The organism is Pseudomonas marincola, assembly GCF_900682675.2.
GTDB lineage: Bacteria > Pseudomonadota > Gammaproteobacteria > Pseudomonadales > Pseudomonadaceae > Aquipseudomonas > Aquipseudomonas marincola.
This window is the reverse complement of the sequence record NZ_LR215729.2, coordinates 2,309,373-2,326,024: the sequence shown is the minus strand read 5'-3', so window position 1 is coordinate 2,326,024 and position 16,652 is coordinate 2,309,373. Positions and strand designations below refer to the sequence as shown.

The following is a 16,652-nucleotide window of genomic DNA, read 5'->3' as shown; positions in this document are numbered from 1 at the left end:
ACACACTCACTCAGTAAAGAGGTTATTTCCATGGCTCAAGTAACTCTGCGTGGCAACCCGGTAACAGTTGATGGCCAGCTGCCACAAGTCGGTCAGCAAGCGCCTGCGTTCCAGCTGGTCGGCACTGACTTGTCTGACATCAGCCTGAGCAGCATGGCTGGCAAGCGTAAAGTACTGAACATTTTCCCAAGTGTTGATACCCCGACCTGCGCGACTTCGGTACGTAAATTCAACACCGAAGCCAGCGGCCTGGATAACACGGTGGTGCTGTGCATCTCGGCTGACCTGCCATTCGCCCAAGCCCGCTTCTGCGGCGCTGAAGGTCTGGAAAACGTGGTGAGCCTGTCGACCATGCGCGGCACCGAGTTCCTCAAGAACTACGGCGTTGCTCTGGTAGACGGCCCATTGGCGGGCGTTGCAGCTCGCGCCGTTGTCGTACTCGATGAAAACGACAAAGTCCTGCACAGCGAACTGGTAGCTGAAATCGGCACCGAGCCGGACTACAGCGCCGCCCTCGCAGCCCTGTAACAGCGCTTCTTGCTCAACGCATAACGGCCTCTTAATGAGGCCGTTATTCGTTACGCCGCCAGATTGTAGGCAGCCGCAAAATCGCAATGACGGATTTTGATTTATCCGGTGCTCGCAAATCCCAACCGGAGGATGGATAGCCCCGGGGGCAATCCGTCATAACGCAATCACGCCGAACGAATCACCGCCGGATTACAAACTCAACACCGCCATCGACCCGAACGTTATCTCGGAAATCGCAATGACGGATTAACCTGCGGTTTATCCATCCTCCGTGTGGGTTTTGTATATCCGGTGTCCGCCAAACCCAACCGGAGGATGGATAGCCCCGGCGGGGCAATCCGTCATAACGCAATCACGCCGAACGAATCACCGCCGGATTACAAACTCAACATCGCCATCGATTCGTGGGTTATCCCGGAAATCGCGATGACGGATTAACCTGCGGTTTATCCATCCTCCGTGTGGGTTTTGTATATCCGGTGTCCGCAAATCCCAACTGGAGGATGGATAGCCCCAACGGCGCAATCCGTCATGACGTAATCACGCCGAACGAATCACCGCCGAATCACAAACTCAACATCGCCATCGACTCGGCGCTGTATCGATCTCCGGCCACGGCGTCGGCGGGGAAGATGGCGTTTATCGCCGATAGCTCATCTGCGCTCAGGGAAATATCCAGCGCCGCACAATTGGCTTGCAGATAACGCCGGCGCTTGGTTCCGGGGATCGGCACGATGTCATCGCCTTGAGCAAGCACCCAGGCCAATGCCAGCTGGGAAGGTTGCACGCCTTTATCCGCCGCCATTTCCTCGATTTGCGCCACTAATTGCAGATTTCGCTGGAAGTTCTCGCCTTGAAACCGCGGCGTAAAACGCCGGTAATCGTCTTCAGCAAAGTCTTCCGGTGATTTAAGTGCGCCGGTTAAAAAGCCACGCCCCAACGGGCTGTAGGGAACAAAGCCAACGCCCAATTCCCGGCATTTTGCCAAAACCCCATTACTCTCGGGATCGCGCGTCCACAGTGAATATTCACTCTGCACGGCGGTAATCGGGTGCACCTTGTGCGCCCGCGCAAGCGTTGCAGGGGCAACCTCACTCAGGCCGATGTAACGCACCTTGCCTTCACTGACGAGTTGCGCCATTGCACTGACGGATTCTTCAATCGGCACTTCGGGATCAATCCGGTGCTGGTAATACAGATCTATATAGTCAGTGCCAAGACGCTGCAGGCTGCCTTCGATCGCTTTACGAATATATTCGGGACGACCACTGACGCCGCGCTTATGCGGGTTTTCAGCATCGCGCAGCAAGCCGAACTTGGTGGCGATAAAGGCTTGCTCACGCTTGCCTTTGAGGGCTTTGCCCAGCAGCAGCTCATTAGTATGTGGGCCATACGCATCAGCGGTGTCGAGCAGGTTGATGCCCATTTCAAGCGCCAGATGCAACGTGGCGATCGACTCCTGTTCATCCAGGCCTGTGACATAGAAATCGCTCATGCCCATGCAACCCAAACCCAGCGCCGAGACCAGCGGACCGTTGCTACCCAATTGTCGTTGTTTCATCAGAGACTCCAGTGGTTGGATGCGATGGAGTCAGTTTCAGTGTTTTCATAAGCAGGATAAACCCGCAAAAATTACATACACTGTTTGCCATTATTGAATAATAGGTAGTCCGCTGTGGACCGCTTTCAAGCCATGCAAGTGTTTACCCGCATCGTTCAGGTTGGCGGATTCGGCAAAGCGGCTGACAGCCTTGGGTTGCCGCGAGCCACAGTCACGCAGTTGATCAAACAACTGGAGAGGCACCTCGGCGTTCAGTTGCTGCAACGCACCACTCGCCAGGTCAGCACCACGGCCGATGGGCAGGCGTATTACGAACACTGCATCCGGCTGCTGGCCGACCTGGAAGACACCGAAAACTGTTTCGCCCACGCCCGCAGTCATCCGCAGGGCAAGTTGCGGGTGGATCTTCCCGCGTCAGTTGGCCACCGGATTGTGATTCCGCGGTTGGGTGATTTTTGTCAGCGCTATCCGCAGATCGAGCTGGAGATCGGCACTGGTGATCGCCCGGTCGATCTGGTCCGCGAGGGCATCGATTGCGTGGTGCGCGCCGGTAACGTACACGACATCAATCTGGTCTCGCGCCCTTTGGCGCAGTTACCGCAAATCACCTGCGCCAGTGCCGACTACATTGAGCGCTACGGAGAACCGCTGGACCTCGCACAACTGGCTGGTCATCAGGCTGTAAACTTCTACTCGGCATTGAACGGCAAAACCTTTGCTTTCGAATTCACTGAGGCTGGGGAGATCAACGAGCGGTACCTGCCGGGTGCAGTGAGTGTGAACAATGCTGAAGCTTATGTGGCCGCCAGTGTTGCAGGGCTGGGGATTATTCAGGCGCCTTACTATCACCTGCACCAACATGTGCAAGCAGGCAGGCTGCGTGAAATTCTGCCCGAATACCGGCCGCCAGCCATGCCTCTGACTGCGCTTTACCCTGCGCAACGCCAGTTATCGCGACGGGTTCGGGTCTGGGTAGACTGGCTGGTAGAAGTCTTTACCGATGCCGAGCTGTATCAACCGAAAATCTAGAAACCTGTTTACCCCGTTCTGCGACATGATCTGTAACCTTGTCAGAAACGGCCTGCGGGCTTTTTTTCGCGCTGTCTCATAGGCTTAGCGAATGATGGCAAAGGTAAATCTCCGGTAAAGAGACTTTCCAATATTAGTGATAGTGCTTATCGTTCAGCATCTTCATGGAAGCGACCTGACTTATGTCCGATACAAATTTGACCACCCGTTCCTCTAATCAACGCAGGCAATGGCTGATTGGTGTTGTTTTACTGGTGGCAATCATTGCCCTTATCTGGTGGTTCTGGCCGGCTAAACCGGCTGCCAAAGGCGGCGGCGGTCGCTTTGGTGATATGGGCCCGGTGCCGGTTCGCGTGGCGACAGTCGAGCAGGGCGACTACCCGGTAGAACTCAAAGCGCTGGGCACGGTGACGGCCTACAACACGGTCAACGTCAAAAGCCAGGTTGACGGGCAACTGGTCAAACTGCTGTTCAGCGATGGGCAAAAGGTCAAGCAGGGCGATGTGCTCGCGGTGATCGATCCGCGCAGCTACGAAGTGGCGCTGCAACAAGCTCAGGGCGCCCAGCAGGAGAATCAGGCGCTACTGAAGAATGCGCAGATCGATCTGTCCCGCTACACCGGCCTTTATGCAGAAGACTCGATTGCCAAGCAAACCCTCGACACCCAGCAAGCGCTGGTCAATCAGTATCGTGGCACGCTAAAGACCAATCAGGCCGCTGTCGCTCAGGCCAAGCTGGATCTCAGTTTCACTCAGGTACGTGCGCCGATTTCCGGTCGTTTGGGCTTGCGTCAGGTCGACGTCGGGAATTTGATTACCTCGGGCGACACCACGCCGATTGTGGTGATTACCGAAACCACGCCGATAGCCGTGGTGTTCACCTTGCCCGAAGGCGATCTGCCAGCCGTGCTCAAACCTTACCGTGCCGGTCAGCAGCTGATGGTCGAGGCCTGGGACAGAAGCGAGAAGACCTTGCTGGCCGAAGGCAAGCTCGAAAGCCTGGATAACCTGATTGATACCACCACGGGCACGGTGAAACTCAAGGCGCGCTTTACCAATGCTGACGAGATGCTGTTCCCCAATCAGTTCGTCAACGTGCGTTTGCGCGTCGATACCCGCAAGCAGGCCACGCTGATTCCAGCAGCCGCGTTGCAGTTTGGCTCAAAAGGCCCGTTTGTTTACGTGGTCGATGGCGAAGACAAGATTCAGATTCGTCCAGTTCAGGAAGGCCCGAGCAATGGCGAAATCACCCTGATCGAGAGCGGTGTCAAAGCCGGTGAGCGTTTGGTGGTAGAAGGCACCGATCGCTTGCGCGAAGGCAATGTGGTTGAGGTGATCAGCGATGATCCTCAAGCCGCTGCCGCCCAACCCAAGGCCGATGTGCCACGCAATAAAGCGCGGCGTGACGGCGAAGAACGTGGCAATCGGCAGAAGAAAGACGCATGAATACCTCGCGCCTGTTTATCCTCAGGCCGGTCGCCACCACGCTGATCATGCTGGCGATTTTCCTCAGTGGCCTGATCGCCTATCGCTTGCTGCCGGTGTCCGCACTGCCGGAAGTGGATTACCCGACTATTCGGGTGATCACCCTGTATCCGGGCGCCAGCCCCGATGTGATGACCAGCGCCGTGACCGCGCCGCTTGAACGCCAGTTCGGGCAAATGGCCGGGCTCAAGCAGATGTCTTCGACCAGTTCGGGCGGCGCCTCGGTGATTGCCTTGCGCTTCAACCTTGAGATTAAGCTCGATGTGGCCGAGCAAGAAGTGCAGGCCGCGATCAATGCGGCCACCAACTTGCTGCCGAATGATCTGCCGGCACCGCCGGTGTACAACAAGGTGAACCCGGCCGATACGCCGGTGATGACGCTGGCAATCAGCTCGAAAACCATGCCGCTGACCGAGGTCAACGACCTGGTTGATACGCGCCTCGCGCAAAAGCTCGCACAAACCACAGGGGTTGGCCTGGTCTCGATGGCAGGCGGCCAGCGCCCGGCGGTACGGATTCGGGTGAACCCCGAAGCGCTGGCGTCTTACGGCCTGAACTTATCGGATATCCGTTCGCTGATTACCGCCAGTAACGTCAATCAGCCCAAGGGCAACTTCGATGGTCCTACCCGCGTTTCGCAGCTTGATGCCAACGATCAACTGATCTCGGTAGACCAGTACCGTAACCTGATTCTGACCTACGCCGACGGTGCAACGCTGCGCCTCAAAGATGTCGCCTCGATTGTCGACGGTGCCGAGAACCAGCGTTTGGCGGCGTGGGCCAACCTGAACAAGACCATTCTGCTCAACGTGCAACGCCAACCCGGCGCTAACGTGATTGATGTGGTCGACCGCATTCAGAAGCTGCTGCCCAACCTCACAGAAGGGTTGCCGGCCAGTGTCGATGTGCAGGTGCTGACTGACCGAACGCAAACCATCCGCGCAGCTGTTACCGACGTTCAGCACGAGATGTTCCTGGCCATCATGTTGGTGGTGCTGGTTACATTCCTGTTCCTGCGCAAATTATCGGCCACCATTATTCCGTCGATAGTGGTGCCGCTGTCGTTGATCGGCAGTTTTGGCGTGATGTACCTGGCCGGTTTCACCATCAACAACCTGACGCTGATGGCGCTGACCATTGCCACGGGTTTCGTGGTTGATGACGCCATCGTCATGCTCGAAAACATTGCCCGTCACCTGGAGGCGGGCGAGACGCCGCTGAATGCCGCGCTGAAAGGGGCCAAGCAAATTGGTTTTACCCTGATATCACTGACCATCTCGCTGATTGCAGTGCTGATCCCGCTGCTGTTTATGGCCGATGTGGTCGGGCGTTTGTTCCGTGAGTTTGCCATCACCCTGGCGGTGGCCATTCTGATCTCGTTGGTGATCTCGCTGACGCTGACGCCGATGATGTGCGCGCGCCTGCTTAAACATGAGCCAGAGGAGAAGCAGGGGCGTTTCTACAAGGCCAGCGGCCAGTTCATCGACACGTTGATCGCGCATTACGGGCGTGGCCTGCAATGGGTGCTCAAGCATCAGGCGCTGACGTTGCTGGTGGCGATTGGCACCCTGGTGTTGACCGTGTTGTTGTATCTGGCAGTGCCTAAAGGTTTCTTCCCGGTACAGGACACTGGCGTCATCCAGGGAATTTCCGAGGCGCCACAAGCGGTTTCATTCAGCGCCATGAGTGAACGTCAACAGCGTTTGGCTGCGGTGATTCTGGAAGATCCGGCGGTCAGCAGCTTGTCTTCTTATATCGGTGTGGACGGTGACAACCCGACGCTGAACAGCGGTCGCATGTTGATCAACCTGAAACCGCACGGCGAGCGCGATCTCACGGCCAGCCAGGTCATCAACCGCCTGCGTCCCGAGCTTGCGAAAGTGCCGGGCATTGAGCTGTATCTGCAGCCGGTGCAGGATCTGACCATCGAAGATCGCATCAGCCGTACGCAGTATCAGTTCAGCATGGAGTCTCCGGATCTGGCCCTGCTTGAAGAGTGGGTGCCGAAACTGGTGAGCGCGCTGCGCGAACAGCCTGAGTTGGCAGATGTTGCCAGTGACCTGCAAAACCGTGGCCTGCAAGTCTACGTCGATATCGACCGCGATATAGCCGGACGCCTCGGCGTCAGCGTGGCCGACATCGACGATGCTCTCTACGACGCCTTCGGCCAGCGCCAGATCTCGACCATCTATACCCAGGCCAGCCAATACCGCGTGGTGCTCGAAAGTGCCAACGCCGGCAGTATCGGCCCAGCCGCGTTACGCGAGATTCATGTGGCGACGAGCGATGGCCAGCAGATTCCGCTGTCATCACTGGCACACATCGAGCAGCGCGCCACCAGCTTGCTGATCAACCACATAGGCCAATTCCCGGCGGCTACTCTGTCGTTCAACCTTGCTGAAGGCGTTGCCCTTGGCGATGCGGTGAAAGTGATCGAGCAGGTCAAAGCCGATATTGGTGTCCCGGCTGGCGTGCAGATCGAGTTTCAGGGCGCTGCGCAGGCATTCCAGGCGTCGCTTTCGAGCACCTTGCTGCTGATTCTGGCGGCAGTGGTAACCATGTACATCGTGCTTGGCGTGCTCTACGAGAGTTATATCCACCCGATCACGATTCTCTCGACATTGCCATCGGCCGGCGTGGGCGCGTTGTTGGCGCTGCTATTAACCGGCAATGACCTGGGCCTTATCGCGATTATCGGCATCATTTTGCTGATTGGTATCGTCAAGAAGAACGCGATCATGATGATCGACTTCGCCCTCGATGCAGAGCGCAATCAGGGCATGGGGCCGGAGGAGGCGATCTATCAAGCCGCTTTGCTGCGTTTCCGGCCGATTCTGATGACAACCTTGGCGGCGCTGTTTGGTGCTGTTCCGCTGATGTTGGCCACAGGGTCCGGTGCAGAACTGCGTCAGCCACTCGGGCTGGTGATGGTCGGTGGTTTGCTCCTGAGCCAGATACTGACGCTGTTTACCACGCCGGTTATTTACCTGTACTTCGACCGGATGGCCCGACGCTTTACCGGTCGTAGCGCTGCCGGAGCGCCGGCGGCACTATGAATCTATCGGCCCCGTTCATTCGCCGCCCCGTGGCGACCATGTTGCTCAGCCTGGCAATCATCCTGCTCGGCGGCGTCTGCTATGGCCTGTTGGCTGTAGCGCCACTGCCGGACATGGATTTCCCGGTGATTACCGTCGACGCCACATTGCCAGGCGCCAGCCCGCAAATCATGGCATCAACCGTGGCCACACCGCTTGAGCGTTCGCTGGGTACGATTGCCGGCATCAGCCAGATGAACAGCCGCAGCAGCCAGGGCAGCACGCGGATCATGATTCAGTTCGATCTGGGCCGCGACATCAACGCTGCCGCGCGTGAAGTGCAGGCGGCAATCAATGCTGCGCGTGACCTCTTGCCAAGCGGGATGCGCAGCATGCCGACGTACCGCAAGATCAATCCGTCGCAAGCGCCGATCATGGTTTTGGCGTTATCGTCGGATGTGCTCAGCAAAGGCCAGTTGTATGACGTAGCGTCCACCGTGATCGCGCAAAAGCTCGCGCAGGTTATCGGCGTCGGTGAAGTGCAGATTGGCGGCAGCTCCTTGCCGGCAGTACGGGTATCACTGGAGCCACGCCTGCTCGATCAGTACGGCCTGGCACTGGATGATGTGCGCACTGCAATCACCAGCGCCAACGCCAAACGGCCCAAAGGCTCGGTTGAGGATGCAGACAAGCACTGGCAGATCAAGGCCAGCGATCAGCTCGAAAAGGCTGCTGATTACGTGCCAACCATTATCCGTTATCAAGACGGTGCCGCAGTGCGTTTGGGTGACGTTGCGACCATCAAGGATGACGTCGAAGACCGCTACAACAGCGGCTTTTACAATGATCAAAGCGCGGTGTTGCTGGTGGTCAATCGCCAGACGGGCGCTAACATCATCGAAACCATCGAAGGCATACGCAGTGAATTACCCGGCTTGCGCGCGATCATTCCGGCCAGCGTTGATCTGCAGGTCGCGATGGATCGCTCGCCAGTCATTCGCGCCACCTTGCACGAAGCTGAACGCACGCTGCTGATCGCCGTGGCGCTGGTGATCATGGTGGTTTACTGCTTCCTCGGGCGGTGGCGCGCGTCGCTGATTCCGGCGCTGGCTGTACCGGTTTCACTGGTTGGCACATTTGCCGCGATGTACCTGCTTGGCTTCTCGCTGAACAACCTGTCGTTGATGGCGCTGATTCTGGCCACGGGGCTGGTGGTGGATGATGCCATCGTGGTGCTGGAGAATATTTCCCGGCATATCGAAGCGGGCGAAAAGCCTATGGCCGCTGCGTTCAAGGGCGCGCGTGAAGTCGGCTTCACCTTGCTGTCGATGAACCTGTCGCTGGTGGCGGTGTTTATTTCGATCTTGTTCATGGGCGGTCTGGTCGAGAGCCTGTTCCGCGAGTTCTCGATCACACTGGCGGTGGCGATTGTCATCTCCCTGATCGTCTCGCTGACACTGACGCCAATGCTCTGTGCCCGTTGGCTGCGCGCCGAAGACACCGAGCCAAACAACGGCCCGTTGCAACGTATGTTCGAGCACTTCGGCGCTTGGATATTGGCCATTTATCAGCGCAGTCTCGACTGGGCGCTGCGCCATTCGCTGCTGATGCTGTTCAGTTTGTTTGCCACCATCGCCCTGAATATTTTCCTGTTTGTCAGCGTGCCGAAAACCTTTCTGCCTCAGCAGGATACCGGCCAGTTGATCGGCTTTATCCGCGGTGATGACGGCCTGTCGTTTCAGGTCATGCAGCCGAAGATGGAAGTTTATCGCCGGGCGATTCTCAAAGACCCGGCTGTCGACAGCGTTGCGGGTTTTATCGGCGGTTCGGGTGGCATCAACAACGCCTTTATCATCGTGCGCCTGAAGCCGGTAAAAGAGCGCAAGATCTCCTCGCAAGCGGTGATCAACCGGCTGCGCAAGGATGTGCCGAAAATTGCCGGTGGCCGCCTGTTCCTGATGCCGGATCAGGATTTGCAGATTGGCGGGCGTCAGGGCCGTAGCTCGGATAACGAGTACATGCTGCTCTCGGGTGATTTGGATCAACTGCGTACCTGGATGCCAAAAGTGCGAGACTCCTTGCGTGCCTTGCCCGAACTGACCGACATCGACGCCAAAGAGAACGAAGGCGCGCAGCAAATTCGTCTGGTGGTGGATCGCGACATGGCCAAACGCCTTGGCATCGACATGAGCCTGATTACCAGCGTTCTGAACAACTCGTTCAGCCAACGCCAGGTTTCGACCATCTACGACAGCCTCAACCAGTACAGCGTGGTGATGGAAGTCAAACCGCAATATGCCCAGCATCCCGAAGCGCTGGATCAGGTCAAGCTGATAACCAGTGACGGCCAGCGAGTTCCGCTTTCGGCTGTAGCTCGCTGGGAGCGCAGCCTGGAGGAAGATCGGGTAAACCATCAAGGCCAGTTCGCCTCGGAGAATATCGGTTTCTCGCTCGCAGAAGGCGTGACGCTTGAGCAGGCAACAGTTGCGATAGACAGAGCCGTCTCGCGGCTGAACTTGCCGACAGAAGTACAGGGCATGCTTAGCGGGACGGGCGCAGCGTTTCAGGAGACGCAGAAGAATCAGCCGCTGATGATTCTGTTGGCGCTGGGCGTGGTCTATATCATTCTCGGCGTGCTCTACGAGAGCTATGTGCACCCATTGACCATCCTTTCGACGTTGCCGTCGGCGGGAGTCGGCGCGCTGTTGGCGCTGGAGTTGCTGAATACTGAATTCAGCCTGATCTCGCTGTTAGGCCTGTTCCTGCTGATTGGTGTGGTCAAGAAGAACGCGATTCTGATGATCGACATGGCGCTGCAACTGGAGCGCCAGAATAACCTGAGCCCTTACGAGTCGATCCGCCGCGCCTGTTTGCTGCGCTTTCGGCCAATCATGATGACCACGCTCGCGGCGATCCTCGGCGCTTTACCGCTGGTAATGAGCAGCGCCGAAGGATCCGAATTGCGCAAGCCGCTCGGGATTACCATCGTCGGTGGCCTGATTCTCAGCCAACTGCTGACGCTGTACACCACGCCGGTCGTATACCTTTATTTTGATCGTCTGCGTCACCGGGTTAACCGCTGGCGGGGCGTGAAGACAGATGCTGCCTTGGAAACACCACTATGAGCCTGTTGCTGAACACTTGCCCCGCATTGCCGCGCGCCCTGAGCTTACTCACACTGAGCCTTGCATTGAGTGCGTGCGCCATTGGCCCGGACTATGAACGCCCGGAAATCAACACGCCTGCTCAGTTCAAGCAAGCCGTTGGCTGGAAGGCCGCGACGCCGAGTGATGCCTACAGTCGTGGTGAGTGGTGGCAGATTTATGGTGATGCAGAGCTGAACCAGTTGGTGGGTCGGCTGAACGTGTCGAACCAGAATCTGGCGGCCTCAGAGGCGCAGTATCGTCAGTCCCAGGCTTTGGTGCGCGGTGCGCGTGCCTCGTTCTACCCAACCATTGGTGCCGGCGTTGGGCTTACGCGTGCGGGGCAGGGCGGCGGCGACAGCGCGCTGAGCACATCCGACGGCATCAGTGTCAGCGGCGGCAATGCTGCCACCATTTCGAAAACCCATAGCGCCACCTTGAATGCTGCCTGGGAACTGGATATCTGGGGCAAGCTGCGCCGCCAACTGGAGTCGAGCAAGGCTGGTTTTGAAGCCAGCGCCGCCGATTTGGCCGCGCTGAAACTCAGCCTGCAAGCCGAACTGGTGCAAACCTACCTGCAAATGCGGGTACTGGATGAGCAGCAGCGTTTGCTTGATCAGACCGTGAGCGCTTATGCCCGCGCGCTCAAGCTCACGCAAAACCAGTACAACGCCGGGATTGTGCCGAAATCGGATGTCAGCCAGGCACTGACCCAGCTGAAAAGTACAGAGGCGCAAGCCATCGACTTGAAGTGGCAACGTGCTCAGCTTGAGCATGCCATTGCGGTGTTGGTAGGCGTTACCCCGAGCGAGTTGAGCATCGCCAGCCGTGAGAATGCGGTGCCGCAATTGCCGATGGTGCCAACAGTGATGCCTTCACAGTTGCTTGAACGGCGCCCGGATGTAGCCGCTTCTGAACGCCGGGTCATGTCGGCCAATGCCGACATTGGCGTAGCCGAAGCGGCGTGGTTTCCTGATCTGACAATCTCGGGATCTGGCGGTTATCGCAGCAGCAGCTATGCCGACTGGTTCACCATGCCCAACCGCTTCTGGTCGATTGGGCCGCAACTGGCGGTGACCTTGTTTGATGCCGGCGCTCGCAGCGCCGAGGTGGATCGCAGTGAAGCGGTGTATGACCAGACTGTGGCGCAATACCGGCAAACCGTACTCGACAGTTTCCGCGAGGTTGAAGACTATCTGGTGCAACTGCGGGTGATGGAGCAAGAGTCGGTGGTGCAGCAGCAAGCGCTCGATGCGGCGCGTCATGCACTGCGTTCGCTGGAAAACCAGTACAAGGCAGGCACCGTTGATTACAACAGCGTGGTTACCGTACAGGCCACGGCGTTGAACAACGAACGTAACAACCTGACCTTGCTGGGCAGCCGCCTGACTGCCAGCGTACAGCTGATCGCAGCCCTAGGCGGTGGCTGGCAGGTTGAGCAATTGCAAGCAGAGCAGAAGGCGGAGGAGTAATCCTCAGCTCATGCCCGCGTCTGATTAGCCATTTGGAAGTGTCTGTAGCCACTGGTTAATGGCCGCCCGACTTAATGACGGCCCATTTCGACGATTTCTGGATAGTCGGTCGTAAGCGCTCTGTGGTTTCGGGCTATACCGATCACAGTGAGCACTTACATATTCTGAGTGTGCAGCGGCCGTGCTCACGCCAGGCTGCTGCGTTGGAGTTGTCATGAGCAGAGTTGCTATTGTCACCGGTGCATCGCGCGGCATCGGTGCGGCTATCGCCAAACGTCTTGCCGCCGATGGCATGAGCGTAATCGTCAATTACGCCTCGAACCCTGAGGCAGCAGAATCTGTTGTCAGTGAAATTCGCAGCGCGGGTGGCCATGCTTATCCGGTGCTGGCCGATGTCAGTGATAGCGCCGCGGTGGAGGCGCTATTCGATCAGGCGCAAGAGGTTTATGGGGCGGTGGATGTGCTGGTCAATAACGCCGGGATCATTCAGCCCGGCAATGTAGCGCTCGGCGAAACCGACGACGCCTTGTATCAGCGGATTTTCGCGATCAATACCAAAGGCACATTCAACACTCTGCGTCTGGCAGCCAAGCGTATGCGCGATGGTGGCCGTATCGTTAATTTCTCGACCAGCGTGGTCGGCTTGGCACTGCCTGGCTACTCGGTCTATGCCGCTTCAAAGGCGGCAGTTGAGGCCTTCACGCAGATATTTGCCAAGGAGCTGCGCGGGCGCAACATTTGCGTCAATGCAATCGCCCCGGGGCCGACCGCCACCGAGTTGTTCTTCGATGGCAAGACAGATGAGCAGATTGCCGCACTAACGGCGCAATCCCCGCTTGAGCGGCTGGGCAGTCCTGATGACATCGCCAATGCAGTCGCATTTCTGGTGAGCGATGAAGGGCGCTGGATCAACGGCCAAACTTTGCGGGTAAATGGCGGGATTGTATAAGCGGCTCAAACTGCGGCTTTGTCACGCAGATTGCGGCGTCGATTGAAGCCCTTTTTGACCTGTAGCGCCAGCACGATACCGACACACACGGAGGCGAGGGGCAGGGTGGTTGTCAGTGTCAGGGTTGGGAATACCAACAGTATCTGCGAATCATTGCCGCCGATCATCATCGAGGCACTCGCGCCCATGATGATTCCCGCGAGCAGGTACTGGCCGCCACGCCCCGGATTCAGGGCCTGATAATCGAAGGTTTTACGGTAAAGGGTGAAGCTGAACATGCCCAGCAGCATGACGCCGAAAACGCCGATTCGCAGCATGCTGATCGGCCATGTGCCCTGGCTCCAGATGCCATGGGCAATGTCGTAGAACAATAGACTAGGCGCCCATTGCGGCTCGAAGGTAAACAGGCTGCTGGTCAGTAAGCCAAGCAGGATGCTCAGGCCGACAAAGTGTTTTTCGCGCTGATAGCGAATCAAAATGCTCAAACTAGCCACGACTAAAGCAAAGGCCAAGAGGTAATTAGTCGCGGTCGGTGAAGGCATTTGCGCCATCTTTTCTGCGGGGAACTGGCTCAACGTACGCCAAAGAACAATGCCAATCACCCAGCCGATGATGGTCATGATCTTGCTGATATCGCCACGCGCCAGCTTGGTCAATGTGCCGACGCTGCAGCCGTCGTTGAGCACTGAGCTGATGCCAAACAGCAGGCCACCGATAATCAGCAGATACAGCGGCGTGACCGGCTGGTAGTAAGGCTGCGACACGTTGAGCAGATGGAACAACGGGGTCAGCAGCAAACCGAACAAACCACAGGTAATCAATGCGACGAACAGCGTGGGCCGGCGATACAGCAGCATGGTGATAGCTGCGACCAGGCATAAACCCATGCGCTGTGAGATCCAGCCGATAAGGAAGGCCAGGGTCAGGGGGATAAGCACAATAAACCTCGGCGTTCTGGCGGCTATCTGATTTAGGTGACTCATTGGAGTAGGCCGCGGCTCGGCCGTTACAAAACCGGCCAAGCATGAGCAGTTTCAATCGATAACTGCCGAGGTAAAACCCAACTAAAGGTGGTAATTTTTCGCGCAAAACGCCAGTTTCAACCGGCGATTACGCCAAACAGTGCGCCCGCGAAGCTTTAGGCGATAATCAGGAAGCGTCCTGCAGGTCCGCGTCGCCACAGAACATTTGTATACGCGAACGTAACCAGCGCTCAGCCGGATCGTTGTCCTGCGCGCCCCGCCAAGCCATGTGCAATTCTATTGTGCGCGTTTTGAACGGCAGGTCTTCAGTGCGCAAACCACCTTGGGCCGTCAAGACATCTGCGGTGTAGTCGGGCACGGTGGCGACGATGTCTGTACCGCTGAGTAACGCGCCCAATGCGTTGAACTGCGGCACGGCCAACACCACGCTACGTTTGCGATCGAGCGCCTCGAGGTCCGGATCGATAAAGCCGATGGTGTCACCTGCATACGACACCATCGCCTGTGGGCGGGCGCAAAACTCATCCAGGCTCAAACGGCCAGGCGCTGAATCGGCGCGCAGCAATTTGGCCTTGGTAACCCGCAGCACTTTGCGTTTGGCATTGGCCGGTAATTCATCGGTGTAACTCACGCCAACCGAGATTTCGCCTGAACTGAGCAGGCCCGGCATCAACAAGTGATTGGTCCTGCGAATCACCAGCACCACGCCCGGCGCTTCGGCGCGCAAGCGTTTGATCAGCGGCGGCATCAGCGCGAATTCGACATCATCGGACAGGCCAATGCGAAACACTGCATTACTAGTGGCGGGGTCGAAGTCGGCGGCGCGGCTCACCGCGGTCGAGATTGAATCGAGGGCCGGCGAAAGCAGCGCAAAGATTTCCTGAGCACGCGCTGTGGGCTCCATGCTGCGACCCGTACGCACAAATAACGGGTCATCAAACAGCCCACGCAGCCGCCCAAGTGCCGCACTGATTGCGGGCTGGCCAAGAAAGAGTTTTTCAGCGGCTCGGGTTACGCTGCGTTCATGCATCAGCGTTTCGAAAACAATTAGCAGGTTGAGGTCGACACGGCGTAAGTCGTTGCGATTCATCCAAAATCCATTGGTCAGGGCTGCATGCCTATTATTATAACTGCAGGCTAATGCGCAGGGCGTTGTATCGATAAGCCTAGCAGGCCGATTGTGCAACAAGAGGTTTGAAAGAACCGTGAGCCGAGCCGGTTATTTCTGTTGCCAGCACAGCAGACGCAACTGCACTTTATTGCACGAAAGTACTTCGCTCTGTTGGCCTGTTGAGCTGCAACTTCTCAATCGATGGAGTGAATAGATTGGGCAATACGCTTGCAAAGATTTTGCGGCGATGCGGTTATAAGTTGTTTGATGTAACCAATGCGCGCCTAATAGCTTCTCTACAGCGCCCGCCCTAGAGGCGTTACATGCAGAAAGCCGGGGTCTTTGGCAAGTAGCCTGCGCAGAAATATATCCGCTGTTTCAGGGCTTTAAGGCGTTGTAAGCAATCATCAGCCTGCTAGACTGGTCCGGTATTTGTAATCTTTCGAGGACCCTCATGATTAAAAAATGCTTGTTCCCAGCAGCCGGTTACGGCACTCGCTTTCTACCTGCAACCAAGGCTATGCCTAAAGAGATGTTGCCGATAGTGAACAAGCCTCTCATCCAGTACGGCGTCGAAGAAGCGCTGGATGCAGGTCTCTCGCAAATTTCGATGGTGACGGGTCGCGGCAAGCGCGCACTGGAAGATCACTTCGACATCAGTTACGAGTTGGAACAGCAAATTCGTGACACAGATAAAGAAAAATACCTGGTAGGCATTCGTCGCCTGATCGATGAGTGCACGTTCTCGTACACCCGTCAGGTTGAAATGAAAGGCCTCGGCCACGCCATTTTGTCTGGCCGCCCGTTGATTGGTGATGAGCCATTTGCTGTGGTGCTGGCCGATGACTTGTGCATCAACACCGAAGGCGACGGCGTACTGACCCAGATGGTCAAACTGTACAACCAGTTCCGCTGCTCCATCGTAGCGATTCAGGAAGTGCCGGAAGATGAAGTACACAAGTACGGCGTAATCTCTGGCGAGATGATTCGTGATGATATTTTCCGGGTTAACTCGATGGTCGAGAAACCCAAGAAGGAAGATGCACCGTCTAATCTGGCGATCATCGGCCGCTACATCCTGACTCCGGACATCTTCAAGTTGATTGAAGACACCGAGCCGGGCAAGGGCGGCGAAATCCAGATTACTGACGCCTTGATGAAACAGGCGCAGGAAGGTTGTGTACTGGCGTACAAGTTCAAAGGTAAGCGCTTTGACTGCGGCGGCGCCGAAGGCTACATCGAAGCAACCAACTTCTGTTTCGAGAATCTGTACAAAGCTGGCAAGAGCGTTTGAATACAGCGAAATAGCGTTAACTCAAAAGGCCATTTCATAAACGAAATGGCCTTTTTTGTA

The 16,652-nt window shown here is 57.0% G+C and carries 11 protein-coding genes; 8 read left to right on the top strand and 3 right to left on the bottom strand.

Annotated elements, in window-relative coordinates; all coding sequences use genetic code 11:
• The first annotated feature begins 30 nt into the window (after positions 1-30).
• The gene (tpx, locus tag PMYSY11_RS10825) at positions 31-528 is read left to right on the top strand and encodes a thiol peroxidase (RefSeq protein ID WP_069900355.1); all 498 of its coding nucleotides are present in this window, start codon (positions 31-33) and stop codon (positions 526-528) included.
• Positions 529-1,096: 568 nt separating this feature from the next.
• Here tpx and PMYSY11_RS10820 read toward each other — a convergent pair.
• On the bottom strand, positions 1,097-2,092 hold the full coding sequence (locus PMYSY11_RS10820; RefSeq protein WP_150549183.1) for an aldo/keto reductase: 996 nt from the start codon (positions 2,090-2,092) through the stop codon (positions 1,097-1,099).
• Between the two features lie 114 nt (positions 2,093-2,206).
• On the opposite strand from PMYSY11_RS10820, the gene PMYSY11_RS10815 reads away from it, so the two are divergent.
• The 6 genes from PMYSY11_RS10815 (at position 2,207) to PMYSY11_RS10790 (ending at position 13,204) form a co-directional block, all read left to right on the top strand.
• Complete coding sequence (locus tag PMYSY11_RS10815) at positions 2,207-3,121, top strand: LysR family transcriptional regulator (RefSeq protein WP_150549182.1); 915 nt, start codon at positions 2,207-2,209, stop codon at positions 3,119-3,121.
• A 182-nt stretch (positions 3,122-3,303) separates the two neighbouring features.
• Entirely contained in the window at positions 3,304-4,566 is a 1,263-nt protein-coding gene (locus PMYSY11_RS10810) for an MdtA/MuxA family multidrug efflux RND transporter periplasmic adaptor subunit (RefSeq protein ID WP_069900358.1), read from the top strand.
• On the top strand, positions 4,563-7,661 hold the full coding sequence (locus PMYSY11_RS10805; protein ID WP_150549181.1) for an MdtB/MuxB family multidrug efflux RND transporter permease subunit: 3,099 nt from the start codon (positions 4,563-4,565) through the stop codon (positions 7,659-7,661). Before PMYSY11_RS10810 ends, PMYSY11_RS10805 begins: the two co-directional genes overlap by 4 nt.
• The gene (locus PMYSY11_RS10800; RefSeq protein WP_150549180.1) at positions 7,658-10,765 is read left to right on the top strand and encodes an efflux RND transporter permease subunit; all 3,108 of its coding nucleotides are present in this window, start codon (positions 7,658-7,660) and stop codon (positions 10,763-10,765) included. Before PMYSY11_RS10805 ends, PMYSY11_RS10800 begins: the two co-directional genes overlap by 4 nt.
• Positions 10,762-12,255, top strand: coding sequence for an efflux transporter outer membrane subunit (locus tag PMYSY11_RS10795; protein WP_150549179.1), 1,494 nt, complete (start codon positions 10,762-10,764; stop codon positions 12,253-12,255). The genes PMYSY11_RS10800 and PMYSY11_RS10795 overlap by 4 nt, the downstream gene beginning before the upstream one ends.
• A gap of 214 nt (positions 12,256-12,469) precedes the next feature.
• The gene (locus tag PMYSY11_RS10790; protein WP_150549178.1) at positions 12,470-13,204 is read left to right on the top strand and encodes an SDR family oxidoreductase; all 735 of its coding nucleotides are present in this window, start codon (positions 12,470-12,472) and stop codon (positions 13,202-13,204) included.
• A 5-nt stretch (positions 13,205-13,209) separates the two neighbouring features.
• Here the strand turns inward: PMYSY11_RS10790 and PMYSY11_RS10785 are convergent, their stop codons facing one another.
• Positions 13,210-14,142: a YeeE/YedE thiosulfate transporter family protein gene (locus tag PMYSY11_RS10785; RefSeq protein WP_239655573.1), complete on the bottom strand. Its 933-nt coding sequence runs from the start codon at positions 14,140-14,142 to the stop codon at positions 13,210-13,212.
• Between the two features lie 211 nt (positions 14,143-14,353).
• Entirely contained in the window at positions 14,354-15,277 is a 924-nt protein-coding gene (locus tag PMYSY11_RS10780) for a LysR family transcriptional regulator (protein ID WP_069900364.1), read from the bottom strand.
• Between the two features lie 475 nt (positions 15,278-15,752).
• On the opposite strand from PMYSY11_RS10780, the gene galU reads away from it, so the two are divergent.
• A complete protein-coding gene (gene galU, locus PMYSY11_RS10775) occupies positions 15,753-16,592 on the top strand; it encodes a UTP--glucose-1-phosphate uridylyltransferase GalU (protein ID WP_069900365.1) in 840 nt (279 codons plus the stop codon).
• Positions 16,593-16,652: the final 60 nt, after the last annotated feature.

Coding starts and splice junctions, on each gene's coding strand:
- PMYSY11_RS10790 (WP_150549178.1), top strand. CDS start 12,470: ATGAGCAGAGTTGCTATTGTCACCGGTGCATCGCGCGGCATCGGTGCG.
- PMYSY11_RS10795 (WP_150549179.1), top strand. CDS start 10,762: ATGAGCCTGTTGCTGAACACTTGCCCCGCATTGCCGCGCGCCCTGAGC.
- PMYSY11_RS10820 (WP_150549183.1), bottom strand. CDS start 2,092: ATGAAACAACGACAATTGGGTAGCAACGGTCCGCTGGTCTCGGCGCTG.
- PMYSY11_RS10800 (WP_150549180.1), top strand. CDS start 7,658: ATGAATCTATCGGCCCCGTTCATTCGCCGCCCCGTGGCGACCATGTTG.
- PMYSY11_RS10780 (WP_069900364.1), bottom strand. CDS start 15,277: ATGAATCGCAACGACTTACGCCGTGTCGACCTCAACCTGCTAATTGTT.
- tpx (WP_069900355.1), top strand. CDS start 31: ATGGCTCAAGTAACTCTGCGTGGCAACCCGGTAACAGTTGATGGCCAG.
- PMYSY11_RS10805 (WP_150549181.1), top strand. CDS start 4,563: ATGAATACCTCGCGCCTGTTTATCCTCAGGCCGGTCGCCACCACGCTG.
- galU (WP_069900365.1), top strand. CDS start 15,753: ATGATTAAAAAATGCTTGTTCCCAGCAGCCGGTTACGGCACTCGCTTT.
- PMYSY11_RS10810 (WP_069900358.1), top strand. CDS start 3,304: ATGTCCGATACAAATTTGACCACCCGTTCCTCTAATCAACGCAGGCAA.